Origin of the sequence: Streptomyces diastatochromogenes, assembly GCF_002242805.1 — a bacterium.
Classification (GTDB): Bacteria; Actinomycetota; Actinomycetes; order Streptomycetales; family Streptomycetaceae; genus Streptomyces; species Streptomyces diastatochromogenes.
On the sequence record NZ_MCGQ01000017.1, the window covers coordinates 120,491 to 144,202 of the forward strand.

Here is a 23,712-nt window from a genome sequence, read left to right on the forward strand (position 1 = left end):
CCGAAGTGCTCCGACGGGCGCCGCCCGGGATCCGCTGTTCCTGCTCAGCCGCGGCGACCCCGGCCACGCCGGCCCTGGTCCTCGCCGGGCTCCCCGTACTGCTGCTCGTCGTACGACCCGAGCAGCTCGTCCGCCAACGACGGCAGGTCGTCCAGCGGGGTCTCCTCGGCCCAGTCCGAGCGCGGGCGGCGGCGGGGTGCGCCGTCCGCGTCGACCTGGGGCATCTCGCGCGTACGGCCCTCGGAGCCGTCAGGGCCCGCGGCCGGCCGCTCGTCCCGGAAGAAGCCGGGCGGCACCCGGTCCGCCGGGGCGTCGCCCCGCACGGGCGGCAGTACGGCGGTCTCGTCGGCGGCGCCGGGGGTCACCGGCGGCAGTACGGCCGTCTCCTCGGCGGACACGGGCGGCAGCACCGCCGTCTCGTCCGCCGCGCCCGGGGTCACCGGCGGCAGCACCGTCGTCTCGTCCGCCGCACCCGGGGTCACCGGCCGCAGCACAGCCGTCTCGTCCGCGCCCGGAGACGCGACCGGCGGCTGCGGCAGCTCGGCCGTCACCTCGGCGTCGGGGCCGGCCTGGGCCTGGCGGGTGTCTTCGGCCCGCTCCTCGCGCACCGGCCGCAGCACCGTCGTCTCGTCCGCGCCGGGAGACACGGCCGGCGTCGGCACCGTCTCCTCCGCGCCCGGCGAGACCACCGGCGTCGGCACGGTCGTCGCCGCGTCCGGGGTCACGCCCCGCACCGGCGGCTGCGGGGTGCTGGGCTTGAGCGCCGCCGCGTCGGCCGCAGCCGCGGCCTCGGCCGCCTGGCGGCGGGCCTCCTCCGCGCGCAGCAGGGCCTCCTCGGCCTTGCGCTGCTTCTCCAGGCGGCGCGCTTCCTCCTCGGCACGCAGCCGGGCCTGCCGGGCCTCTTCCTCGGCGCGCAGCCGGGCCTCTTCCTCGGCCTGCCTGCGCCGCCGCTCCTCCTCGGCCCTGCGGCGGGCCTCCTCCTCGGCGCGGGCCTTCTCCTCGGCGAGCAGCCGCAGCCGCTCCTCCTCCGCCCGGCGCGCGGCTTCCTCGGCCCGCTGCCGGGCCTCCTCCGCCTGCCGTTCGGCCTCGCGGCGCTGCGCCTCCTCCAGCTCGCGGCGCTTGCGCTCCTCCTCCTCGGCGCGCAGCTTGGCGAGCTGCTCCTGGCGCTCACGCTCCAGGCGCTCCTCCTCGGCCTTGCGCGCGGTCTCTTCCTCGGCCTTGCGGCGGGCTTCCTCCTCGGCCTGCTTCCGCGCCTCCTCCTGGGCCTTGACCTCGGCCTCGGACAGCGGCAGCACGGTGTCGAGCCGGTGCCGGATCACGGTGGTGACGGCCTCGGGCTCCTGCCCGGCGTCCACGACCAGGTAGCGGCCGGGGTCGGAGGCGGCCAGCGTGAGGAAACCGGCCCGCACGCGCGCGTGGAACTCCGCCGGCTCCGACTCCAGCCGGTCCGGCGCCTCGGTGAACCGCTCGCGGGCGGCCTCCGGCGAGACGTCCAGCAGGACGGTGAGGTGTGGAACGAGTCCGTCGGTCGCCCAGCGGTTGATGCGGGCGATCTCGGTCGGGGACAGGTCGCGGCCCGCACCCTGGTAGGCCACGGACGAGTCGATGTACCGGTCCGAGATGACGACCGCGCCGCGCTCCAGAGCGGGTCGTACGACGGTGTCGACGTGCTCGGCCCGGTCGGCGGCGTACAGCAGCGCCTCCGCGCGGTGCGACAGGCCCGCCGAGGACACGTCCAGCAGGATCGAGCGCAGCCGCTTGCCCACAGGGGTGGCGCCCGGCTCGCGGGTGAGGACGACCTCATGGCCCTTGTCCCGGATCCACTCCGCGAGCGCCTCGGCCTGGGTGGACTTGCCGGCGCCGTCGCCGCCCTCCAGGGCGATGAAGAAGCCGTTCGTCGCCGGTGCCGTGACCGGGTCGTCGCCGCCGAGCAGCGCATCCTTGAGGTCCTGCCGCAGCGGGATGCCGGAGCGGTCGTCGACCTTGGCGAGGACGAGCGCGGCCACCGGCAGCAGCAGCGCGCCGACCAGCATCAGCGTGAACGAGGCGCCGCCGTGCGCGAAGACGAACCTGCCGTTCTCCAGCCGGTGCCGGCCGATGAGCCCCGCGACCACGGGCGCGATCAGGGCGCCGAGCGCTATGAAGACCCGCACGACCGCGTGCAGGTGCTCGGTGGTGCGGGCCCTGCGGTACTCCTCGGTCTCCTGGTCGAGCAGGGCGTGCCCGGTGTTGGCCGCCACGCCGGCGGTCACACCGGCCAGCGTGACGATCAGCAGCACCGTGGTGACGTCCGGGACCAGTCCGGCGGCCAGCAGGGCGATGCCGGTGAAGGCGATCGCGAGGGCCAGGAGCCGACGGCGCGAGAGCGAGGGCAGCACCGAGGACGCCGTACGGATGCCGACGGCGACGCCGCCGGTCAGGCCCAGCACGAGCAGGCCGTACAGGACCGGGCCGCCGCGCAGGTCCTTGGCGTGCAGCACGCACACCGAGACCGCGGCGGCGATGGCGCCGGCCACGGCGGCGCAGGCCGGGACGAGCAGCGGAATGGCGCCCGTACGGCCCTTGTCCACGCCCGTGCCGGTGCGCGGCCTGCGCAGGCCCTCCAGCGGGGAGCGCGGGCGCGGGGTACGCGTGTCGGGCAGCTCCAGGAAGGTGACCACGGACAGGGACGCGGCGAACAGTCCCGCCGCCACATACGAACCGAGAGCCGCCTGGTGCTGGTCGAACCAGACCACCACGGTCCCGAGCAGGTTGTTCAGCAGCGCGGCGACGACCAGGGCGGCGGCCGCCAGCGGGATCGCCAGGAAGCTGGTGCGCAGCGCGAGGCGGCGCAGGGCGTCCAGGTGGTCGGGGAGCGGCCGTACCGTCGCCCCCTCCGGGGGCGGGGCGGGCAGCAGGGCGGGGGCCGCGCTCTCCCGGCACACCGTCCACAGCCGCTCGGCGACGCCGGTGACGAAGACGGTGACCAGCAGAACCGCGAGCGCGTTGTCCGGGGTCCAGTCGATCCACAGGGGCGCGACGATCAGCAGCGCGACCCGCAGGCCGTCGGCGCCGACCATGGTCCAGCGGCGGTCGAGCGGGCCGTCCTGGGAGGTGAGCGTGGTCAGCGGGCCGAGGAGCACCGCGCCGAAGAGCAGGGCGGCGAGGATGCGCGCGGCGAAGACGGTCGCCACTGCGAACGCCACGCCGCGGTAGCCGCCGCCGAAGGAGCCCTCGGCGATGGCTGTCTGGAGGACCAGGAGGACCAGCACGAGCAGCGCGAGGGTGTCGCCGACACCGCTCACGAGCTGCGCGCTCCACAGGCGCCGCAGCTCCGGCCGGCGCAGCAGGGAGCGGACGGCGCGTTCGCGGGAGTCCGCGACCAGGGCGTCGTCCGGTTCGGTGGTGGGGGCCGTTGGCTGCTCGGCTCGCGTCATGCGTTCAGCCTATCGGCAGCCACCGACACCACACCCAGGCCGCCCGGGCATGCGCGCGCCCCGACACCAAAGTGATGCCGGGGCGTTCGTTTCGCGAAGCCTGAGAGCGGTCCCGCGACCCGGAGGAGCGTCAGTCCTCGGCGCCGGGAGCCGTCGCCTTCGAAGCCGTCGCCTTCTTGGCGGTCGTCTTCTTCGCCGTGGTCTTCTTCGCGGCCGCGGTCGTCTTCTTCGCCGCCGTCTTCTTGGCGGTGGCCGCGGTCTTCTTCGCCGGAGCCTTCTTGGCCGCGGCCTTCTTCGCCGTCTTCTTGGCGGGCGCCTTCGCCCGCTTCTCGGCGAGCAGTTCGAAGCCACGCTCCGGAGTGATCGTTTCCACACTGTCGCCGGAGCGCAGGGTCGCGTTGGTCTCGCCGTCGGTGACGTACGGACCGAAGCGGCCGTCCTTGACCACGACCGGCTTGGCGGAGACCGGGTCCTCGCCCAGCTCCTTCAGCGGCGGCTTGGCGGCGGCCCGGCCACGCTGCTTCGGCTGGGCGTAGATCGCCTGCGCCTCCTCCAGCGTGATCGTGAAGAGCTGGTCCTCGGTCTGCAGCGAGCGCGAGTCCGTGCCCTTCTTCAGGTACGGGCCGTAGCGGCCGTTCTGCGCGGTGATCTCCACGCCGTCGGCGTCGGTGCCGACGACCCGCGGCAGCGACATCAGCTGCAGGGCGTCCGCGAGGGTCACCGTGTCCAGCGACATGGACTTGAACAGGGAGGCCGTGCGCGGCTTGACCGCGTTCTTGCCGGTCTTCGGGGTGCCCTCGGGGAGCACCTCGGTGACGTAGGGGCCGTAGCGGCCGTCCTTGGCGATGATCTGGTGGCCGCTCTGCGGGTCGGTGCCCAGCTCGAAGTCGCCGCTCGGCTTGGCGAGCAGTTCCTCGGCGAGCTCGACCGACAGCTCGTCCGGCGCGAGGTCCTCGGGGATGTCCGCACGCTGGTGGCCCTCGGCGTCCTTCTCACCGCGCTCGATGTACGGGCCGTAGCGGCCCACGCGCAGCACGATGTCGTTGCCCACCGGGAACGAGGACACCTCGCGCGCGTCGATCGCGCCCAGGTCGGTCACCAGCTCCTTGAGGCCACCGAGGTGGTCCCCGTCGCCGTTGCCGGCCTCGGCCGCACCCGTGACCGTGCCCTCGCCGAAGTAGAAGCGCTTCAGCCACGGCACGGCCTGGGCCTCGCCGCGGGCGATGCGGTCGAGGTCGTCCTCCATCTTGGCGGTGAAGTCGTAGTCGACGAGCCGCCCGAAGTGCTTCTCCAGGAGGTTGACCACGGCGAAGGACAGGAAGGACGGCACCAGGGCCGTGCCCTTCTTGAACACATAGCCGCGGTCGAGGATCGTGCCGATGATCGACGCGTACGTCGACGGACGGCCGATCTCGCGCTCTTCCAGCTCCTTGACCAGGGAGGCCTCGGTGTACCTGGCCGGCGCCTTGGTGGCGTGGCCGTCGACCGTGATCTCCTCGGCGGACAGCCCGTCGCCCTCGGCGACCTGCGGCAGGCGGCGCTCGCGGTCGTCCAGCTCGGCGTTCGGGTCGTCGGCGCCCTCGACGTAGGCCTTCAGGAAGCCGTGGAAGGTGATCGTCTTGCCGGAGGCGGTGAACTCGACGTCCCGGCCGTCGGCGGCGGTGCCGGCGATCTTCACGGTCACGCTGTTCCCGGTCGCGTCCTTCATCTGGGAGGCGACGGTCCGCTTCCAGATCAGCTCGTAGAGCTTGAACTGGTCGCCGGTCAGGCCGGTCTCCGCCGGAGTGCGGAAACGATCACCCGAGGGGCGGATCGCCTCGTGCGCCTCCTGGGCGTTCTTGACCTTGGCGGCGTAGGTGCGCGGCTGCGGGGGCAGGTAGTCGGCGCCGTACAGCTGCGTGACCTGGGCGCGAGCGGCCGTGATCGCGGTGTCGCTCAGCGTCGTGGAGTCCGTACGCATGTACGTGATGTAGCCGTTCTCGTACAGCTTCTGCGCGACCTGCATCGTGGCCTTCGCGCCGAAGCCGAGCTTGCGGCTGGCTTCCTGCTGCAGCGTCGTCGTACGGAACGGGGCGTACGGCGAGCGGCGGTACGGCTTGGACTCGACCGAGCGCACCGAGAAGCGGGAGTTCTCCAGGGCAGCGGCGAGGGCGCGGGCGTTCGCCTCGTCGAGGTGGAGGGTGTTCTCGCTCTTGAGTTGTCCCAGGGAGTCGAAGTCGCGGCCCTGCGCGACCCGCCGGCCGTCGACGGTCTGCAGGCGGGCGACCAGCGACGACGGGTCCGACGAATCCCCCGCACGGCCGGTCGCGAAGGTGCCCGTCAGGTCCCAGTACTCGGCAGAACGAAACGCGATGCGCTCGCGTTCCCGCTCCACGACGAGTCGCGTGGCGACGGACTGGACCCGGCCCGCCGACAGGCGGGGCATGACCTTCTTCCACAGGACCGGCGAGACCTCGTAGCCGTAGAGGCGGTCGAGGATGCGGCGGGTCTCCTGGGCGTCGACCATGCGCTGGTTGAGGTCGCGCGGGTTGGCGACGGCCTCGCGGATCGCGTCCTTGGTGATCTCGTGGAACACCATGCGCTTGACCGGGACCTTGGGCTTCAGGACTTCCAGGAGGTGCCACGCGATGGCCTCGCCCTCGCGGTCCTCATCGGTGGCGAGGAAGAGTTCGTCGGAGTCCTTCAGCAGGTCCTTGAGCTTCTTGACCTGGGCCTTCTTGTCGGCGTTGACGACATAGATCGGCTCGAAGTCGTGCTCGACGTCCACACCGAGGCGGCGGACCTCGCCGGTGTACTTCTCCGGCACCTCCGCGGCGCCGTTGGGAAGGTCACGGATGTGCCCGACGCTCGCTTCGACTACGTAGCCGGGGCCCAGGTAGCCCTTGATCGTCTTCGCCTTGGCAGGCGACTCGACGATGACGAGTCGGCGGCCGCCCTGTGCGGTCTCGCTGGTCGGGGACAACTTCGCTCTTCTCTCCGGTCGACGCTGGGGCCTCCCCAGGCCTGTGTCCCGGGGTTCGCGGCGTGCTTCTGGCTCGTGTGACGCTGCGGAGTGTGACGGTACATCCCGCCCCCGTGTCAAACGGGAAAAGCCCACAACGGCCACTCGAACGGTAACCCGACTACCGGCATTCCTGCCGCCCGGAGTGTCCGGCGACCCCCGCCCCCTGTCCGGAGCGTGACGCTCCCCTTACTCGTACGGCAGTACGGCCGCCGACGTCAGAGGCGGGTGAGGCAGTACGCGCCGAGGCCCAGCGCGAGGACACCGGCAGCGCCGGCGAGGGTGGCCGATGCGACCTGACTCACACCCTGCGCGACTGGTTCGCCACGCCGCATCCGGGTGCCCGTCCACACCAGCAGAGCGCCCCCGAACAGGGCGAACACCACTCCCGCGAAGATCGCCGGCCCGCTCTCCATGGCCCGCCCGCCCCTTTCGTGCCGTCCGCCCCTACCCAGCGCGGGGAGGGTGGCACGCGCGGGAGACGGGTGGGCGACATCGGGGTGAACGGAAGGTCGACGTGACCTCGAACACATACTCGAACAAGATCGCCCCGGCCCGGCACCCGTAATTTTCCGGCCGTTTTACCGGCAGCGGCGCGTCCCGGCCCGTGCCACCGGCATACGACGCCGATCCGGACGCGGGTACGACGGCTCGGGTAGCCGGGCTACGGCACCCGGCCCGGCCGCCGTACCCCGCCGCACACCACCGGTCCGCCTCACACCACCGGTTCCAGGAAGCCCTGCTCCACCAGCAGCCGGATCTGCGCCGGCGTGCGGTCGCGCAGCAGCACCGGATCCTCGCCGACGAGCTGGGCGATGGCGTCCAGGATGCGGCCGGCGCTCAGCGTGCCGTCGCACACCCCCGCGAAGCCCGCGCCGACCGTGTCCACCTTCGTGGCGCGGCGCATCCCGCGGTGCTGACGCAGCACCACGTGCTCCGGGTCCTCGGCGCCGGGCAGCCCGACCTGCTCCTGGACCACCTCGGCGGCCAGCCTGAAGTGGCCTTCGAGCAGGGCCGCGTCGTCGTACTCGCGCAGGAAGTCGAGCCGGTCGAAGTGCGCCCGGATCGCCTCCCCGAGCGGCTGTTCGACCGGGTGCGGCCACTCCTCCACGGTGACCGAGGGCTCGGCGGCCCCGGTCCTGCGCAGGGTGATCCAGCCGAACCCGACGGCCTTGACCTTGCGCGCCTCGAACTCGTCGAGCCAGGCGTCGTACCGCGCCTGGTACTCCGCGGGGTCACCGCGGTGGTCGCCGGCGTCCCTGAGCCACAGCTCGGCGTACTGCGTGATGTCCTGCACCTCGCGCTGCACGATCCAGGCATCGCACCCGCGCGGCACCCATGACCTGAGTCTGTCCTGCCAGTCCTCCCCTGCGACGTGCTGCCAGTTGGCGAGGAACTGCGCGAACCCGCCCTCGTTCAGCCGTTCCCCCGCCTGTTGAACGAGCGAGCGGCACAGATCGTCCCCGCCCATGCCGCCGTCCCGGTACGTCAGCCGGGCACCCGGCGAGATCACGAACGGCGGGTTGGACACGATCAGATCGAACGTCTCGTCGTCCCGCACCGGCTCGAACAGCGAGCCCTCGCGCAGGTCGGCGGCCGGCGCGCCGGAGAGCGCGAGCGTGAGCGCGGTGATGTGCAGCGCGCGCGGGTTGAGATCGGTGGCCGTCACCCGCGTGGCGTGCTGGGAGGCGTGCAGCGCCTGGATGCCGGAGCCGGTGCCGAGGTCGAGCGCGGCGGCGACAGGCGTACGGACGGTGATGCCGGCCAGGGTCGTGGAGGCGCCGCCGACACCGAGGACGACCGCTGTGTCTGCCTGGCGGCCCTGCTGTCCGCTGCCGCCCGCGCCGCCGACCGCGCAGCCCAGGTCGGACACGATGAACCAGTCCTCGCCGCCGGGACCGCCGTAGGGCCGTACGTCCACGGTCGCGGCCACCTCGTCGCCGCCCACGCGCGTGAGCCACCCGCTCTCCAGGGCCTCCTCGACCGGCAGAACGGCCGCCACGCGCGCGCGGGGCGCCGGTTGCTGGAGCAGGAAGAGCCGTACGAGCGTCTCCAGCGGCGTGTCGCCGCGGGTGGCCCGCAGAGCGGGCACGGTTTCGCTGCGGGCCAGCGCCGCGTAGGCGGGGGCGCCGAGCAGATCGAGCAGCCCGTCGGCGGTGAAGGAGGCGGCGAGCAGGGCGTCGCGCAGGCGTGCGGCGACGTCGGGCCGGTCGGTGGCGGGCAGGGGGGCGAGGCCGGAGTCTGTCACGCCCCCCATTGTGGCCCGCGGGGACAGCCGGAGGCTGCCTCAGCGCGGGCCGTGCACCGATGTCAGCCGGTCGTGGCCGAGGCCGACGCCGTCGCGGCGACCTGGCAGCTGGGCTGCTTGGCCATGGCCGCCTTGACGTCGCCCTGCTCCAGCCGCTTCAGCGCCTCCGTGCCGCTGTTGCTCTGCTCGCCGATCTGCTTCGTCTGGTCGGCGACCCCGCGCAGCCCCTGGGCGAACTTGCCCTGGTCCTTGGTGTCGAGCTCGTCGACCTGCTTCTTCAGGCCGGCGTACGAGGAGGAGAGGCCGCTCAGGTTCTTGGCGGCGTCCTGCTGCCGCTTGGCGCCGTCGTCGACCCCGGGGGGCGCACCGGCGCCGTTGATGGCGGCGGCGAGCGCCTTGTAGCCGTCGGCCATGTCCTGGAAGGCCTGCGAGTACGTCGCCTTGGCCGTCTTGGGCGGCAGGTCGCTGTCCGTGGCGATCTTGGCGATCGACGCGTTGGCAGACCTGATCTTGGCGTCCTGCGCGGGCACCGCGTCGCACACCGTCTTGGCCCAGGCCACCAGCTTGGGATCGGGTGCGCTGTCCTTTTTGCTGCTGCATCCCGACAGCGCCACCACGAGTACCGCACCGCCGGACAGTGCGGCCGCGAGCTTCTTGTTCACCGGATTGGTCCCTTCCATGGCGATCGGCCCCCGGAATCTACACGCGGACCCGCACCCTCCACATGCCGAACGCCCTGTAAGTCAGCTTTTGTGACTCTTTACACCATGGGAGAGAAGGCTCACGGCGTGGGCGAGCCCACACAGCGAGACAGGCGGGCGGCGCGTCAGCACGCGCCGCCCGCCCGCCGGTTGACCAGGCCCGGTGGATGCGGCCTACGAAACCACTGCCGGATCAGCCGAGTTGGAGACCCGCTCGCTGCTCTCCTCGTCGCCGACCGCGATGCCGCGGCGCTTGGAGACGTACACCGAGACGACGATCACCACGAGCGCCAGGATCGCGATCGCGATGCGTACCCCGATGTTCTTGTCGCTGCCGTAGGAGAACTTGATCACCGCGGGTGCGATGAGCAGCGAGACCAGGTTCATGACCTTCAGCAGCGGGTTGATCGCCGGCCCCGCGGTGTCCTTGAAGGGGTCGCCGACCGTGTCACCGATCACCGTGGCCTCGTGGGCCTCGCTGCCCTTGCCGCCGTGATGACCGTCCTCCACCAGCTTCTTGGCGTTGTCCCAGGCACCACCGGAGTTGGCGAGGAACACCGCCATCAGCGTGCCCGCACCGATCGCGCCCGCGAGGTACGAGCCGAGCGCGCCGACGCCGAGGGTGAACCCGATGAAGATCGGCGCCATGACGGCGAGCAGACCCGGCGTGGCCAGCTCCCGCAGGGCGTCCCTGGTGCAGATGTCGACGACCTTGCCGTACTCGGGCTTCTCCGTGAAGTCCATGATCCCGGGCTTCTCGCGGAACTGCCGCCGCACCTCGAAGACCACCGAACCGGCCGAACGCGACACGGCGTTGATGGCGAGTCCGGAGAAGAGGAAGACGACCGCGGCGCCCGCGATGAGGCCGACGAGGTTGTTGGGCTGGGTGATGTCCAGCGACAGGCTCATCGGCGAGCCCGGCCCGGTGAGTTTCGCCCCGACCTCCTGCACGTTGGTGGTGATCGCGTCCCGGTACGACCCGAAGAGCGCCGAGGCCGCGAGGACGGCGGTGGCGATGGCGATGCCCTTGGTGATGGCCTTGGTGGTGTTGCCGACCGCGTCCAGGTTGGTGAGCACCTGGGCGCCCGCGCCCTCGACGTCGCCGGACATCTCGGCGATGCCCTGCGCGTTGTCGGAGACCGGCCCGAACGTGTCCATGGCGACGATCACGCCGACCGTGGTGAGCAGACCGGTGCCGGCCAGCGCGACCGCGAACAGCGCCAGCATGATCGACGTACCGCCGAGCAGGAACGCCCCGTACACGCTGAGGCCGATGAGCAGGGCGGTGTAGACGGCCGATTCCAGACCCAGCGAGATGCCGGAGAGGATGACGGTGGCCGGGCCCGTGAGGGAGGTCTTGCCGATGTCCCGGACCGGGCGGCGGTTGGTCTCGGTGAAGTAGCCGGTCAGCTGCTGGATCACGGCGGCGAGCAGGATGCCGATGGCGACCGCGACCAGCGCGAGGATCCGTGGGTCGCCGTCCTTGCCCCGGATCGCCGCGTCGGTGACGCCGGCGAGGTCCGAGTACTTCGCAGGCAGGTAGACGAAGACCGCGACCGCGACCAGCGCGAGGGAGATCACCGCGGAGATGAAGAAGCCGCGGTTGATCGCCGTCATGCCGCTGCGGTCGGATCGCCGCGGGGCTACCGCGAAGATGCCGATCATGGCGGTGACCACGCCGATGGCAGGCACGAGCAGCGGGAAGGCGAGCCCGGAGTCGCCGAAGGCGACCTTGCCGAGGATCAGTGCGGCCACCAGGGTGACGGCGTACGACTCGAACAGGTCGGCCGCCATGCCGGCGCAGTCGCCGACGTTGTCGCCCACGTTGTCGGCGATGGTCGCGGCATTACGCGGGTCGTCCTCCGGAATGCCCTGTTCGACCTTGCCGACCAGGTCGGCGCCGACGTCGGCGGCCTTGGTGAAGATGCCGCCGCCCACACGCATGAACATGGCGATCAGGGCGGCGCCGAGGCCGAAGCCCTCGAGCACCTTCGGCGCGTCGGCCGCGTACACCAGCACCACACAGGAGGCGCCCAGCAGGCCGAGCCCCACCGTGAACATGCCGACGACGCCGCCGGTGCGAAATGCGATCTTCATCGCGGTGTGCGAAACGGTGGTGAGATCCTTTTGCGGTTCACCCGGACCCGGGGTCGCTTCCCGGGCCGCCGCGGCGACCCGCACATTGCTGCGCACGGCCAGCCACATGCCGATATAGCCGGTGGCCGCCGAGAACACCGCGCCGATCAGGAAGAACACCGACCGTCCGGCACGCTGATTCCAGTCGTCCGCGGGCAGCAGCATGAGCAGGAAGAAGACGACGACGGCGAATACGCCGAGCGTGCGCAACTGCCGGGCGAGATACGCCTTGGCACCCTCCTGGACCGCCTCGGCGATCCGTTTCATGCTCTCGGTGCCCTCGCCCGCTGCCAGCACCTGGCGCACCAGGACGCCCGCGACCACGAGCGCGGCCAGGGCGACGGCCGCGATCACCGCCACGATGACCCGGTTGTCGTCGGTCAGGACCGCTGCTGCGAAGGTTGTGGGATGACCCAACTGATGAGGGGTAGAAAGCCCCGCCATTCGTCCTCCTTGACGCTTGGGCTGAGCTCAAGATGTGGACGGATTGTAGGTACCCGATCGTGATCTAAACAGGGCGCGGTAAACGGAATTGGCCTTCTTGTGCTCTTCAGCAAATGATCGAGGTCACGCCAGGGGACCCGAAAGTGGTAATGCCTCAAAGGCATTGACGACCACATTGATGCTTGATCGAATTATCGGGCTATCGATCGTGAATTGCTTCACGAAATCCAGGGTCGTCGGAAACGGTGCCGGAAGCAACACGAAGGGCCCTGCTCAGCAGGGCCCTTCGATGCGCTGTGCGCGGGGGTTCAGGCGAGTGCCGCGGCCGGCGGGGCGGTGGGCCAGCTCATCCGGATGAGCCCGCCGTTCTCGCCCGTGGTGACCTCCACGTCGTCCACGAGGCCGCTGATGACGGCGAGGCCCATCTCGTCCTCCTCCGCCTCCACATCCGCGTCCGCGGCGGCACCACCGGCCACCCGCTCGGCGGGGGCGGCATGCGGGGCCTCGTCGCCGACCTCGATGGAGAACTGTTTCTCGTCCTCGATCAGCGCGACCTTCACGGGTGCCGTGATGCCACTGCTCTGATGCAGCCCGACGGCACGGGAGCAGGCCTCGCCGACGGCGAGCCGGACCTCGTCGAGGACGGCCTCGTCCACTCCGGCCCTGCGCGCCACCGCGGCCGCCACCAGCCGGGCGGTCCGGACGTGCTCGGGCAGCGCGCTGAAGCGGAGTTCCACGGTGGCCATGCATCCCCCTCACGACTACGGGCGTGCGGTTCGGGGGCAGGGCCGCCGAAAGCCCACACCCCCTGATGAACTTCTGTGCCCCGGACACACCGGCCCGGGGCGGGACCGACCGGCGTCCGGACCGATGGGCGGCCCGGACCCGGCGATCGGCCCGGTGTCAGTCGGTGGCCGCCACCGCTTCCTCGACCGAGGTGTGGATCGGGAACACCTTGGTGAGGCCGGTGATACGGAAGATCTTCAGAATGCGCTCCTGGTTGCAGACCAGGCGCAGCGAGCCCTCATGGGCACGCACCCGCTTCAGGCCGCCGACCAGCACGCCGAGCCCGGTGGAGTCGAGGAAGTCCACGCCCTCCATGTCGACGACGAGGTGGAAATTCCCGTCGTTCACCAGCTCGACCAGCTGCTCGCGCAGCTTGGGCGCGGTGTATACATCGATTTCGCCACCGACCTCGACGACCGTACGATCGCCGACGGTACGGGTCGACAGGGACAGGTCCACGGATCCTCCAGCACCTTGCTATCGAGCGGTCGCCCCTCGGGACACCTCGGCTTGCGGCCCCCGGGACGCAACGCCAGCCGCGATGGCATTCAATCACTTACCGGCAGGCGTGCACGACGCCTTGGCTCCATTGTCCGCTACGTCAGTGACACACTCGGTGCCGATGGCCAAGAATCACCGATCCGATCGACCCCTGGCGGACCCGGCGTCCCGCCCGTCTCCGGGCACCGTTCTGGACCGGCTCGCCTCGGGGCCGAGCCGCTCCGCGCGCATCACTCATACGGAGCACTTGCCCCCGCGCGCGGGTCGGCATGCCGTCTGGCCTGATCGGATTCGCTCGGAAGTGATCGCGGCCGTGCAGGCGTGCGGCATCGAGCACCCCTGGGCCCACCAGGCACTGGCCGCCGAGCACGCCCTGGACGGCGACTCGGTGGTCGTCGCCACCGGCACCGCCTCCGGAAAGTCCCTCGCCTACCTCGTGCCCGTCCTGTCCGCCCTCCTGGACGGCTCCGAGGCCCCCAACGGCCGCGGCGCCACCGCCCTCTACCTCGCGCCCACCAAGGCGCTCGCGGCGGACCAGTGCCGGTCTGTGAAGGAACTTTCACAACCGCTGGGCACCTCGGTACGCCCGGCCGTGTACGACGGCGACACGCCGTTCGAGGAACGCGAGTGGATCCGCCAGTACGCGAACTACGTCCTCACCAACCCCGACATGCTGCACCGGGGCATATTGCCGTCCCACCCCCGCTGGTCCTCCTTCCTGAAGTCGCTCAAGTACGTCGTCATCGACGAGTGCCACACCTACCGGGGCGTCTTCGGCTCGCACGTCGCCCAGGTGCTGCGCCGGCTGCGCCGCCTGTGCGCCCGCTACGGCGCCTCGCCCGTCTTCCTGCTGGCCTCCGCGACCGCCGCCGAGCCCGCCGTCGCCGCCCGCCGGCTGACCGGCCTGCCGGTGGTCGAGGTCGCCGACGACGCCTCCCCGCGCGGGGAACTCGTCTTCGCCCTCTGGGAGCCCCCGCTCACCGAGCTGCACGGCGAGAAGGGCGCGCCCGTCCGGCGTACCGCCACCGCCGAGACCGCCGACCTGCTCACCGACCTCACCGTGCAGGGCGTGCGCTCGGTGGCCTTCGTGCGCTCCCGGCGTGGCGCCGAGCTGATCTCGGTGATCGCCCAGGAGCGGCTCGCCGAGGTCGACCGCTCCCTGGTCCGGCGTGTCGCGGCCTACCGCGGCGGCTACCTCCCCGAGGAGCGCCGCGCCCTGGAACGCGCCCTGCACTCCGGCGAACTCCTCGGCCTCGCCGCCACGACGGCCCTGGAGCTGGGCGTGGACGTCTCGGGGCTGGACGCGGTGGTGATCGCCGGGTACCCGGGCACGCGGGCGTCCCTGTGGCAGCAGGCGGGCCGCGCGGGCCGCTCCGGGCAGGGCGCCCTGGCGGTGCTGGTGGCCCGCGACGACCCGCTGGACACCTTCCTCGTCCACCATCCGGAGGCCCTGTTCGACCAACCGGTCGAATCCACGGTCCTCGACCCCGACAACCCCTACGTCCTCGCCCCGCACCTGTGCGCCGCCGCCGCGGAGATCCCGCTGACCGAGGAGGACCTGGACCTCTTCGGCCCCGCGTGCGAAGAGCTGCTGCCGCAGTTGGAGGCCGCGAAGCTGCTGCGCCGCCGGACGAAGGCCTGGCACTGGACGCGCCGGGAACGGGCCGCCGACCTGACCGACATCCGGGGCGCGGGCGGGCGGCCCGTGCAGGTCGTCGAGGAGGGCACGGGACGCCTGCTCGGCACGGTGGACGCGGCCGCCGCCCACTCCACAGTCCACGAGGGCGCCGTGCACCTGCACCAGGGCCGCACCTACCTCGTCCGCTCCCTCGACCTGGAGGACTCGGTCGCCCTGGTCGAGCAGGCCGACCCGCCGTACTCGACGGTCGCCCGCGACACCACGTCCATCTCCGTCCTGGAGACGGACATCGAGGTGCCCTGGGGCACCGGCCGCCTCTGCTACGGCTCCGTCGAAGTCACCAACCAGGTGGTCTCCTTCCTTCGCAGACGACTCATCACGGGCGAAGTGCTGGGCGAGACGAAACTCGACCTCCCTCCTCGTACGCTGCGCACGCGCGCGGTGTGGTGGACGGTCACCGAGGACCAGCTCGACGAGGCCCGGATCAACCCGGAGATCCTCGGCGGCTCCCTGCACGCCGCCGAGCACGCCTCGATCGGCATGCTGCCCCTCTTCGCGACCTGCGACCGCTGGGACATCGGCGGCGTGTCGGTGCCGCTCCACCCCGACACGCTCCTGCCCACGGTCTTCGTCTACGACGGCCACCCCGGCGGAGCGGGCTTCGCCGAGCGCGCCTTCCACACCGCCCGCGCCTGGCTCGCCGCCACCCGGGAGGCCATCGCCTCCTGCGAGTGCGAGTCCGGCTGCCCGTCCTGCATCCAGTCCCCCAAGTGCGGCAACGGCAACGATCCGCTGCACAAGCGGGGGGCCGTACGGCTCCTCGCGGTGCTGTTGCGAGGGGCGCCGGAGGAGAAGCCGGACGAGGGCTGAGGAGTGCGGCGTCCCGGGCAGGTGCCTGACCTGCGGCCGGGGCAGGTGCCTAATCCGCGTCGGGAGCAGGTACCTGACCCGCGTCCGGGGCAGTTGCCTGATCCGGCAGGGCGGACGGTGCCGGTCCCGGCGGCACCGGCACCGCGGGCCCCGCCGGCCCCGCTCTGGCCCTGACCTCCGCCGCGAACGGCCCCCGTCCCGACGCCGCAGTCACGTCCGAGGTCTCGCCCACGATCGTGCACCGCACCAACCGGGCCCCCTGGGCGGCCGCCACCCGCTCCGCTCGGGCACAGGCCTCCGCACCGCCCTCGGCCCAGTGGTCCGCCGCCGCGAGCGCCGCCAGATCCGCACCGCCCGCCGCCCGATGCCGCACGACCACGGCCTGCCCGAGGGCGAGCACGACACCGAAGACCACACAGAGCACGGCAATCGCCCCGAGGCTCCAGACGGTGGCGGACCCACGATCCGAGTACCGAAGCTCTCGCCGACGGCACTTCATGGCCCACCTCCCAGGCCCCCGTGGCTGGGGTGACGATCCATGACCCCGACTCCCAGGTCCCCGGGGTCAGGACGGCGATCCACGGCCCCACCTCCCAAGTCCCCGCAGCCAGGACCACGATCCACGGCCCCACCTCTCAGGTCCGCACAGCCATCGCGAGGCCGGCGCGTCATCGCCCCACCTCCCCCGTCCCCGCCGCCGCACCCGGGCCGGAGCCCTGGTCCTGGCCCTGGCCCGCCCCAACGGTCTCCTCCGCCACCGCCACGGCCTGCTCCCGCACCTCGAACGGCACCCCGGTCAGCAGCGGCGGCTTGGCCACCACCGTCACCCGGACCTGGTCGCTCTCCCGGCCGACCGTCACCCGCGCCCCACGCGGGGCCGCCTCCCGGGTCACCTCCAGCACGGCGTCGGGCGGGTCCTGCCGGGCGGCGGCCCGGGCGCCCGTGCGGGCGGCGTCCACGCACTGGATCTGCGCCGCCACCACGAGCAACGCCCAGACCAGCGCCATGGTGAACGCCACCAGCACGGACAGCACCATGGCCGACTCCGCGGTCACGAACCCCCGGTCCGCCCCTCGCTCACATCCGCGCACTGAGGGCTCGCTTCACGATGGCCTGCAGCTCCGCCTTGACCTGGCCGCTGGTGACGACCTCGTAGAGCAGCAAGGCGAACCCGACCGCCGCGATGATCCCCATCGCGTACTCGGAGGTCACCATTCCCGCGTCCCCACGGCACCGCTCCCGCAGGCGCACCCACAGCTTTCCGGCCCTGTCCCACACCTTGAGGTTCCGCACCTCAAACTCCTCTCGTTCCAGCTTTGTTGTCCGATGTCCGACTCGCCCGTGCTCTTCGCCGCCTCGTCAGCCCCCACCCCCTCCCACCACTCCGCCCGCCAGCCCGATCACCACGGGCAGCACGCCGATCGCGATGAACGCGGGCAGGAAGCACAGCCCCACCGGCGCGGAGATCATGACGGTCGCCCGGCGGGCCCGGGCCGTGGCATCGCGAGCCCACTCCCCGCGCGCGTCCGAGGCGAGGCGGGCGACGGGCGCCGCCGCGGGCAGCCCCGACTCGTCGGCCCTCTCCAGCAGCCGGGCCAGGGCCCCGGCGCCGGGCAGCGCGGCCAACCGCCGCCAGGCGTCGCCCGGTTCGCCACCGAGCCGCACCTCCGCCGCACCCCGCGCCAGGGCGTCCCCGACGGAGCCACCGAGGGCCTCTCCGACCGCCTGCGCGGCGATCACCGGACCGGCGCCGGCCGCGATGCAGGCCGCCAGCAGGTCGGCGGCGAGCGGGAGTTGGCGGGCGGCCAGGCCCGTGTCGATCTCCTCCGCCGGGCCCGCCTGCGCCTGCCGACGCCGCCATCGCCACAGTCCCGCGGCGACACCGAGCCCCACGACCGCACCGGCGACCCCACCGACCAGCACCCACGCACCGCACACCGCTCCGGCCATCGGCAGCCACCGCCGTACCGCCGCGCCGGCCTCGAAGGACGCCCCTGGCTCGGCCGTCTCCAGGGCCAGCAGTTCGGCCACCCGACGTCGCGCCCGGCGGCGGCGCCGGGCCATGTCCAGCCGCAGGGCCGCCCAGCCGAGGGCCAGCACGACGGCCGTGGCCGTCCCCAGCCTGTGGACGACTTCTCCGCTCATCCCGCCTCAGCTCCCCGTACGATCCGCGCCGCCCACCACATCCCGGCGCCCTCGAACACCGCCCCGGCCACCAGGCAGCCCAGCCCGGCCCCGCTGTGCAGCAGCACCCGCAGCGGATCGGCACCCATGGCCGAGCCGAGCAGCAGCCCGAGGACGGGCAGCGCGGCGAGCATCAGTGCCGTCGCCCGGGCGCCCGCCAACTGGGCGCGCAGGTCGGCACGCTGGTCCCGTTCGGCACGCAGGGCCGTGTCGAGCCGGTCGAGGCCGGCGGCGAGTCCGGCGCCCTGGTCCACGGCCACCCGCCAGCAGGCGGCGAGCCCCAGCAGTCCCTCGGCACCCGGCTGGCGAGCCGCGACGGCCAGCGCGCCCGGCACGTCCCCGCCGAACCGCGCCGCCGCGACCACGGCCGCCTGCGCGTCCCCGAGCCCGCCGGAGTCCCGCGCGGCCCACAGCAGTGCCTCTGCGGGCTGCCGCCCCGCACGCACCTCCCCGGCGAGCGCCCCGCACAGGCCGATCACCGCATCCGCGCGACCTTCCCGGGCCCGCCCGGCCTGCCGGGCCAGCCGCATCCGGCGCAGCACCGGCACCCCGGCCGCCCCCGCGACGGCCGGAATCACCGAGGCACCCAGCAGCGCGAGCAGCAGCCCGGCCGCGAGTGACCACCACTCGGCGCCCACCCTCCCGCGCAGCCGCCGCAGTTCGGCCACGGCCTGCTCCCAGGAGGGCGGACCGGCCTCCACCACTCCGCCGCCGGCAAGCAGCAGCCGCGCCCGCCGCATCCCGTAGTGCCGTCCGCCCAGCAGCCAGACCGCCGCCCCGACGCAGGCCGCCGCCGCGCCCATGGACATCTCAGTGCTCACTTCCGTCGCTCCTCTCGCTCCCGAACTCACCGCGCAGCAGCTCCCGCAGCCGCTGCCAGCCGCGTTCCCGGGCGAAGGCCCGCGCGCCCCACCGCAGTGCCGGTACGGTCCGCACCAGCCCCGAGGCATCCCGTTCCAGCACGTGCACCTCGGCGATCCGGCGCCGCCCGGACCTGTCCCGCACGAGGTGGAGCACCACCGACAGCGCGGCCGCCAACTGACTGTGCAGCGCTGCCCGGTCGAGCCCGGCCGCCGTCCCGAGCGCCTCCAGGCGGGCCGGTACGTCGGTGGCCGTGTTGGCGTGCACGGTGCCGCAGCCGCCCTCGTGGCCGGTGTTGAGCGCGGCCAGCAGATGGACCACCTCGGGGCCACGCACCTCACCCACGACCAGCCGGTCGGGCCGCATCCGCAGCGCCTGCCGGACGAGGTCCTCCAGGGTGACCAGGCCGGCGCCCTCCTGGTTCGCCGGCCGGGTCTCCAGCCGTACGACGTGCGGGTGTTCCGGTCGCAGCTCGGCCGAGTCCTCGGCGAGCACGATCCGCTCACCGGGCCCGACGAGGCCGAGCAGGGCGCTCAGCAGGGTCGTCTTGCCACTGCCGGTGCCGCCGCTGACCAGGAAGGACAGCCGGGCCGCCAGCAGTGCCCGCAGGATCCGGTCCCCGCCGGGCGGCACGGTGCCCGCCTCGACCAGTTCCTCGAGGGTGAACGCCCGGGGCCGCACCACCCGCAGGGACAGACAGGTGCAGCCGACGGCCACCGGAGGCAGCACCGCGTGGAGCCGGGTCCCGTCGGGCAGCCGGGCGTCCGCCCAGGGCTTCGCGTCGTCCAGCCGGCGTCCGGCCACGGCGGCCAGCCGCTGCGCGAGGCGTCGTACGGCGGCCGCGTCGGGGAAGGTCACCGGGGCCCGCTCCAGGCCGCCGCCGCGGTCCACCCACACCCGGTCCGGGGCGGACACCAGGACGTCGGTGACTCTCGGGTCGGCGAGCAGCGGCTCCAGGGGGCCGGTGCCGACGAGCTCGGACCGCAACTGCTCGGCCGCGCCGAGCACTTCGGCGTCGCCCAGTACCCGGCCCTGTTCGCGCAGTGCCTGGGCCACGCGCGCGGGGGTGGGTTCGGCGCCGCTCTCGGCCAGCCGGCGGCGGACTCCGTCGAGCAGGGCCGCGCCGTCGGCCCGGTCCAGCCCGGGGAGCGTCATCGCGGGCCTCCCGCCTCGACCAGCGCCTGTTCCCAGAAGGTGGTGCAGAAGCGGGCCATGGGGCCGCGTCCGGTCGCGCCGGGCGGTTTCGCGGTTCCCCGGGGGCGCAGCAGCGCCGGTTCGACGGGCACCTCGCCGGCCAGGGGCAGGCCGAGCAGCCGGGACACCTCGCGGTCGTCCAGGCCGGGTGCGTACGGCCCACGGACCGCCACGCGCAGGTCCCGTACGACCATGCCGACCGCCGAGGCCACCCGGCCCGCGGCCGCGACCGCGCGCAGTTCGGCCGGGACAACCAGGAGTGCCAGGTCGAGTTGGGCGAGGGCTTCGGCGACCCCGTCGTCCAGGCGGCGCGGGAGGTCGACCACGACCGTGCCGCCGCGCCGCCGGGCGGCTGCGAGCACCGCGCGCACGGCCTGGGGCGGGATCGCGACGCAGTCGCCGCGGTCCCAGCTGAGCACGCGCAGGGAGTGCAGCTGGGGCAGCGACTCCTCCAGGGCGCCGCCGCCGACCCGGCCGCGCGAGGCGGCGAAGGCGGGCCAGCGCAGCCCCTCGGCGCTCTCGCCGCCGAGGAGTACATCGAGTCCGCCACCCAGGGGATCGGCGTCCACCAGGAGGGTGCGCAGTCCCTCGCGCGCGGAGGTGACGGCGAGCGCGCACGCCAACGTGGACGCGCCGGCCCCGCCCCGGCCGCCGATGACCCCGACGGTGAGGGCCGGGCGGCCGACGCCCTCGGCGACGTCGGCGATCCGGTCGACCAGCCACTGCTCGCCGTCGGGCAGCATCAGGACGTGGTCGGCGCCGATCTGGACGGCCCTTTTCCACACCCCGGAGTCGTCCTGGTCGCGGCCGACCAGCACCACACCGCGCCGGCGCGCGGCACCGCGCACCCGGCGGGCGGCGTCGTCGCCGACCAGGACGAGCGGGGCCGCTTCCCAGCCACCGCCGTGGTCCGGTACGCCGGGGTGGACCTCCGGTGTGGCGCCCGCGGCCGCGCACAGGCGCAGCAGATCGTCGAGCAGTTCGGCGTCCTCGGTGACGATGAGCGGCCGTCCCGGCCGGCCTCCGGTCGCGGGCGGCGGGTCATGGGTGACGGTTCCGGACACGTGTGCTCCCCCTTCGCTGTGTCTTCCGCGCAGCCTCTGCGGCCCCGCGATTCCCAAAGATGTGAAGAACCGGCAACCGGCCTCCATATGAACGGCCGATAGGAACCGGCCATACGCGCCCCGGCAATCAGAACCGGCCATGAACTCGCCGCGGTCGGAGCGCGCAGGAATCACGGTGCAGCGAACCGGGAAATCGTGTGGATCTTGGTCGAAAACCGTGGACAACTCAGCGGTTGTGAATATCGCCGTCACCCATACCGGTGACCCCTGTACTGGCCCCTGTGCGACTTCCACAGAGCAGCGCTGCGATTACCGTGAGTAACGAAACGCGGGCATGACCAAGGGGCGGCCCATGCCGCCCGCTACCGGTCCCGCGACCGTTGAAGAAAGAAGAAAACCCGCCCGGACATGCGACGACCCCCACCGGGGGGGAGAGTGGGGGTCGTCTCCACGGCCGACTCGGGGGGGGAGGAGCCGGACCGGGTTAGCACGGTCGCGAACGATCCGTGACTTCCATGGTGTACCCGAGAGCCCTCTCAGGCAAACCCACGCGTCCCACCTTACGCCGAATGGTGGGCGCCTATGCTCAGGGGCGTGGAAAACCACTCCTTGCCCCGCGCAGCAGCCTTCTTTGACCTGGACAAGACGGTCATTGCGAAGTCGAGCGCGCTCACCTTCAGCAAGTCGTTCTACCAGGGCGGTCTGATCAACCGCAGGGCCGCACTGCGTACCGCATACGCCCAGTTCGTCTTCCTGGTCGGCGGCCTCGACCACGACCAGATGGAGCGCATGCGCGAGTACCTGTCCGCACTGTGCCGCGGCTGGAACGTCCAGCAGGTGAAGGAGATCGTCGCCGAGACGCTGCACGACCTGATCGACCCGATCATCTACGACGAGGCCGCCTCCCTCATCGAGGAGCACCACACGGCCGGCCGCGACGTCGTGATCGTGTCCACCTCGGGCGCCGAGGTGGTCGAGCCGATCGGCGAGCTGCTCGGCGCCGACCGGGTGGTGGCCACGCGCATGGTGGTCGGGGAGGACGGCTGCTTCACCGGGGAGGTGGAGTACTACGCCTACGGCCCGACCAAGGCCGAGGCGATCAGGGAGCTGGCCGCGTCCGAGGGCTACGACCTCGACCGCTGCTACGCCTACAGCGACTCCGTGACCGATCTGCCGATGCTCCGGGCGGTCGGGCACGCGCACGCCGTGAACCCGGACCGCGCACTGCGCCGCGAGGCCCTCGCGCGCGGATGGCCGGTCCTGGAGTTCCGCCGGCCGGTCCGGCTCAAGCAGCGGCTCCCCACACTCTCCGTACCGCCGCGTCCGGCCCTGGTCGCGGCGGCGGCCATAGGAGCGGCGGCCGCGACCGCCGGCCTCGTCTGGTACGCCAGCCGACGCCGTGGCATCGCCTCGTAACCCATTTGCCCTGTTTGATACTGAAAGTAAAGAAGTGCAAGCGAGGGTTCCGCTCACTCCCGGCTTGCAGTAGAAAGGATTCAGGCCCGCGAGACCAAAGGCCATCCGAGAGGATGCCCTGACGCTACGCACATGGCCCCACGGACCCCTGCATGAACACTGGGCACCCACGCGACGTCGACCCGTCGATTACGGGCCAGCCGCACCAGGTGACGGGCAAAGTTCCCGACCTGATGGGCAACATATCGAGGACGCCTGGTAACCGGGTGAACATGCCAGCGGCGGTACGAGTTCTCGTACCGCCGCAACCCGTGTCCGGGGAGTTCTCTCAGGCCGCCCCGCGCTGCAGCGCCTCACACACCGCGGTGGACTCGCGTACGCCCAGTTCGACCGCCCGGCCGCAGTGGGCGATCCAGGCCGCCAGGCCCTCGGGGGTGCCGGAGACGTACCCGTCCAGCGCGGCGAGGTAGGCGGCGCGGCCCAGTTCGGCGTGGCCCACCTCGGCCGGGCAGATCGCCTTCGGGTCGAGACCGCTGCCGATCAGGACGATCCGCTCGGCCGCGCGCGCGACCAGGCCGTTGTGCGAGGTGAAGGGCCGCAGCGCGAGCAGTTCGCCGTGCACCACGGCAGCCGTCACCAGCGCGGGAGCGGAGGTCCCCGCGACGATCAGGTCCGCCAGGCCCTCCAGCCGGCCGGACACCTCGTGGGCGTCCGGCAGCGGCAGCTCGATCAGCGGCTCGTCGACCGGCTCGCCCGCCTGGCGCGGCCGGCCGACCTCGTCACCCTTGTCCGCGGCGGCCACCAGATGCAGCCGGGCCAGCACCCTGAGGGGTGTCTGCCGCCAGATGGACAGCAGCTGCCCCGCCTCGGCCGTCAGCCGCAGCGCCGCGCCCATGACGTGCGCCTCGGCGTCGACGCTGAAGTCGGTGCGCCGCCGCACCTCCTCAAGGGCCCAGTCGGCGCCGGACAGCGCCGCCGAACCGCGGGCGCCGCGCAGCGCGGCCTCGGAGGTGATCTCGTTGCTGCGGCGCCGCATGACCCGGTGCCCGTAGACCCGGTCCACGGCCTTGCGCACGGATTCCACGGACTCGGCCACACCGGGCAGCGAGCCCAGGGCCACGAGCGGATCGGCGGTCGCGCCTGTCGTACTCATGAGTACGACATTACGCACACCTCTCCCTCACCCCACGAAGGAGTGGTCTTCTTCACTCCGACTGACACATACAGCTATCAGCTGACTACCCTTGGTGA

At 72.6% G+C, this 23,712-nt stretch carries 18 protein-coding genes; 2 read left to right on the plus strand and 16 right to left on the minus strand.

Going from position 1 to position 23,712, the window contains the following annotated elements:
• Window positions 1-44: 44 nt before the first annotated feature.
• The 8 genes from tmk to bldG form a co-directional block, all read right to left on the minus strand.
• Window positions 45-3,416 carry a dTMP kinase gene (gene tmk / locus BEK98_RS22165; RefSeq protein WP_094218376.1) on the minus strand — a complete coding sequence of 1,124 codons (3,372 nt, stop codon included), beginning with the start codon at window positions 3,414-3,416 and terminating at the stop codon, window positions 45-47.
• 130 nt (window positions 3,417-3,546) lie between these two features.
• Complete coding sequence (topA, locus tag BEK98_RS22170; protein WP_094218377.1) at window positions 3,547-6,378, minus strand: type I DNA topoisomerase; 2,832 nt, start codon at window positions 6,376-6,378, stop codon at window positions 3,547-3,549.
• A gap of 257 nt (window positions 6,379-6,635) precedes the next feature.
• Entirely contained in the window at window positions 6,636-6,833 is a 198-nt protein-coding gene (locus tag BEK98_RS22175; protein ID WP_094218378.1) for a hypothetical protein, read from the minus strand.
• A gap of 299 nt (window positions 6,834-7,132) precedes the next feature.
• Window positions 7,133-8,674 (minus strand): DUF7059 domain-containing protein, encoded by a 1,542-nt coding sequence (locus BEK98_RS22180; protein WP_425276619.1) that lies wholly within the window; start codon window positions 8,672-8,674, stop codon window positions 7,133-7,135.
• A 53-nt stretch (window positions 8,675-8,727) separates the two neighbouring features.
• Window positions 8,728-9,345, minus strand: coding sequence for a small secreted protein (locus tag BEK98_RS22185; protein ID WP_208643190.1), 618 nt, complete (start codon window positions 9,343-9,345; stop codon window positions 8,728-8,730).
• 195 nt (window positions 9,346-9,540) lie between these two features.
• The gene (locus BEK98_RS22190; RefSeq protein WP_094218380.1) at window positions 9,541-11,946 is read right to left on the minus strand and encodes a sodium-translocating pyrophosphatase; all 2,406 of its coding nucleotides are present in this window, start codon (window positions 11,944-11,946) and stop codon (window positions 9,541-9,543) included.
• Window positions 11,947-12,254: 308 nt separating this feature from the next.
• Complete coding sequence (locus BEK98_RS22195; RefSeq protein ID WP_094218381.1) at window positions 12,255-12,692, minus strand: ATP-binding protein; 438 nt, start codon at window positions 12,690-12,692, stop codon at window positions 12,255-12,257.
• Between the two features lie 157 nt (window positions 12,693-12,849).
• Window positions 12,850-13,191 (minus strand): anti-sigma factor antagonist BldG, encoded by a 342-nt coding sequence (gene bldG, locus BEK98_RS22200; RefSeq protein WP_010986038.1) that lies wholly within the window; start codon window positions 13,189-13,191, stop codon window positions 12,850-12,852.
• 82 nt (window positions 13,192-13,273) lie between these two features.
• On the opposite strand from bldG, the gene BEK98_RS22205 reads away from it, so the two are divergent.
• Complete coding sequence (locus BEK98_RS22205) at window positions 13,274-15,742, plus strand: DEAD/DEAH box helicase (RefSeq protein ID WP_167444228.1); 2,469 nt, start codon at window positions 13,274-13,276, stop codon at window positions 15,740-15,742.
• 49 nt (window positions 15,743-15,791) lie between these two features.
• Here BEK98_RS22205 and BEK98_RS22210 read toward each other — a convergent pair whose 3' ends face one another.
• The 7 genes from BEK98_RS22210 to ssd all read right to left on the minus strand — a co-directional run bounded on the left by BEK98_RS22210 (window position 15,792) and on the right by ssd (window position 21,045).
• Window positions 15,792-16,241 carry an Rv3654c family TadE-like protein gene (locus tag BEK98_RS22210; protein WP_094218383.1) on the minus strand — a complete coding sequence of 150 codons (450 nt, stop codon included), beginning with the start codon at window positions 16,239-16,241 and terminating at the stop codon, window positions 15,792-15,794.
• 169 nt (window positions 16,242-16,410) lie between these two features.
• The gene (locus BEK98_RS22215) at window positions 16,411-16,833 is read right to left on the minus strand and encodes a TadE family type IV pilus minor pilin (RefSeq protein ID WP_094218384.1); all 423 of its coding nucleotides are present in this window, start codon (window positions 16,831-16,833) and stop codon (window positions 16,411-16,413) included.
• A complete protein-coding gene (locus tag BEK98_RS22220) occupies window positions 16,820-17,020 on the minus strand; it encodes a DUF4244 domain-containing protein (protein WP_094218443.1) in 201 nt (66 codons plus the stop codon). The genes BEK98_RS22215 and BEK98_RS22220 overlap by 14 nt, the downstream gene beginning before the upstream one ends.
• An 81-nt stretch (window positions 17,021-17,101) precedes the next feature.
• Entirely contained in the window at window positions 17,102-17,887 is a 786-nt protein-coding gene (locus BEK98_RS22225; protein WP_094218385.1) for a type II secretion system F family protein, read from the minus strand.
• Window positions 17,884-18,729, minus strand: coding sequence for a type II secretion system F family protein (locus BEK98_RS22230; RefSeq protein ID WP_208643195.1), 846 nt, complete (start codon window positions 18,727-18,729; stop codon window positions 17,884-17,886). Before BEK98_RS22230 ends, BEK98_RS22225 begins: the two co-directional genes overlap by 4 nt.
• 7 nt (window positions 18,730-18,736) lie before the next feature.
• Complete coding sequence (locus tag BEK98_RS22235; RefSeq protein WP_094218387.1) at window positions 18,737-19,942, minus strand: TadA family conjugal transfer-associated ATPase; 1,206 nt, start codon at window positions 19,940-19,942, stop codon at window positions 18,737-18,739.
• Complete coding sequence (ssd, locus tag BEK98_RS22240; protein WP_094218388.1) at window positions 19,939-21,045, minus strand: septum site-determining protein Ssd; 1,107 nt, start codon at window positions 21,043-21,045, stop codon at window positions 19,939-19,941. The genes BEK98_RS22235 and ssd overlap by 4 nt, the downstream gene beginning before the upstream one ends.
• A 582-nt stretch (window positions 21,046-21,627) precedes the next feature.
• Here ssd and BEK98_RS22245 point away from each other — a divergent pair.
• Window positions 21,628-22,461, plus strand: a complete 834-nt coding sequence (locus BEK98_RS22245; protein ID WP_094218389.1) for an HAD family hydrolase — start codon at window positions 21,628-21,630, stop codon at window positions 22,459-22,461.
• Window positions 22,462-22,789: 328 nt separating this feature from the next.
• On the opposite strand, the gene BEK98_RS22250 is transcribed toward BEK98_RS22245, so the two are convergent.
• Window positions 22,790-23,614, minus strand: a complete 825-nt coding sequence (locus BEK98_RS22250; protein ID WP_094218390.1) for a Fic family protein — start codon at window positions 23,612-23,614, stop codon at window positions 22,790-22,792.
• Window positions 23,615-23,712 lie beyond the last annotated feature (98 nt).